The organism is Pseudomonas sp. R62 (assembly GCF_000257605.1).
GTDB lineage: Bacteria > Pseudomonadota > Gammaproteobacteria > Pseudomonadales > Pseudomonadaceae > Aquipseudomonas > Aquipseudomonas atacamensis.
The window spans coordinates 1-1,695 of record NZ_AHZM01000844.1 but is presented as its reverse complement, the minus strand read 5'-3'; the positions used below and the strand labels follow the sequence as shown (position 1 = coordinate 1,695).

Annotated in this window: 1 protein-coding gene and 1 pseudogene; both read right to left on the bottom strand. The window is 61.8% G+C overall.

The genetic code is table 11. The features are described 5' to 3' along the window. Positions 1–151: pseudogene (locus tag OQK_RS29795) on the bottom strand (ligase-associated DNA damage response exonuclease); the annotation flags it as partial. A 302-nt stretch (positions 152–453) separates the two neighbouring features. After that, the coding region (locus OQK_RS00470; RefSeq protein WP_016770633.1) for a penicillin acylase family protein at positions 454–1,695 on the bottom strand (1,242 nt) is incomplete at its 5' end.

Sequence of the window (1,695 nt, the reverse complement as noted above, 5' to 3'; positions counted from 1 at the left end):
CGCTGCTCGACAGGTAGTGCTGATTACCGGTGCGCGCGTGATCGCCATGGGCATGGGTGATCACCGAACGCTCGACCGGCCGCCACGGATCGATATAGAAATCCCCGGCGGGGCAGTAGAGACCTTCAGGTCGGGCAATAACAAGATCCATGTCGTGACCGGAATGGGGGGCTTGTTAGCTATGAGGCAGGCGTGAGGCTGGAAGTTCGATCGGCTTTAAAGCGCTACCCTCACCCCAGCCCTCTCCCAGAGGGAGAGGGGGCCGACCGAGGTATCTGGTGAGGTACATCGACCTGGGGGACCGAGTTGAATATGGATCCGGCACAGCCTTGAGCCTGATCCAATGTTGGATTCGCTGTCTCTCTTTCAGGTCGGCGCAAGACCCAAGCATCCCCCAATCAGTCCCCTCTCCCTCCGGGAGATGGCTAGGGTGAGGGGCTGTTGATCTTTGCTCTATTTCCCGGGCGTCAGGGTCAAACGGGTCTTGCCATACACCCGATCAAAGTTTTGCGGCTGCATCGGCAGGCCGATGTACTGACCTTTCAGCCACGCATCGATCCCGTTCAGGTAGTTCGGACTCAGTGGATTGCCCGACTGCCCCGTACCGTTCTGCGCCATCAGTGGCTCGCTCTGGCCGAAGTCGACGATAAAACGCATCGACGGCGCGCGCGTGGTGACGAAGTCCTGGCCCCAGGCAAACGCCGAGCTGTTCAGCGTGGTGTGATCGCCTCCAGCCGCCAGCGGCCCGCGTACAGTCTGACCGTTGCTGTTTTTCCACGCATAGCTGTGCAATTTGCCCCACTGCCAGGCGCGATGATCGCCGCCCAACTGGCTGTCGCCCGCTGTAATCGCTGCAGCGAGGCTGCGGGCGAGAATCACGGATTTGTCTTCCTTCTGCGGCGTGCGCAGGTCATCCCAGAACGGACTGTCCTCACGTCCCAAGAGATGATCGGCCTGCGCCGCGTAGGACAGATCGCCATTGGCGACAAAGGCCTTCCACGCCGGGCTCGACTCAGGACCCAGTTCATCGAGGAAGATCTGCTTCATGCTTTCCTGCAGAAACAGTTCATAAATCGCCGCATCCGCCGAGGTCGGGCTGAGCTTGCCGTCGAACGCCATCAAGCGCGTGAAGGCTTCACGAGCCTTGCTGCGTTCGGCGTCCGGCAGGGCGTCGATCGCCTGTTTCAGCGGTTGCTTCATCCCCGGTGCTTCGAAGACTTTTTTCAGCTTGGCGGCGAACGTGGTGGTCTGGTCGTACTGCATGGCGATCACGCTGCGGCTGTCGTGCTTGCCGCTGCCAGCCATTTCCGCCAAGCGTTCGCCACGCTCCGGTGCCGCCCAGGATTTCGACAACTGCATGCCGTAGCCGTCGGGGATGACGCGCTGGTTGGCGGTGCCGAGCCAGCCTTGTGCCGGGTCCTGATCGTAGGGGTGCAGCATCGGGTCGGCATAACCGTCCCAGTCGTAGCGACCGTCCCAACCCGGCGAGGGCAGCAGGCCTTCGCCTTCGCGACGGTTGGGAAAGCGCCCGGTGACTTGCCAGCCGATATTGCTCGCATCGGCAAAGACCAGATTCAGGGTGATGGCGCGGATTTCGCGGCTGGCGTCCGAGGCGCGCTCGACGTTCTGCGCGCGGGTCAGGTCGAAGAAGGCATCCAGGGTTTTGTCGTCGGTGAAGCTTGGCGTCTGCAAGGC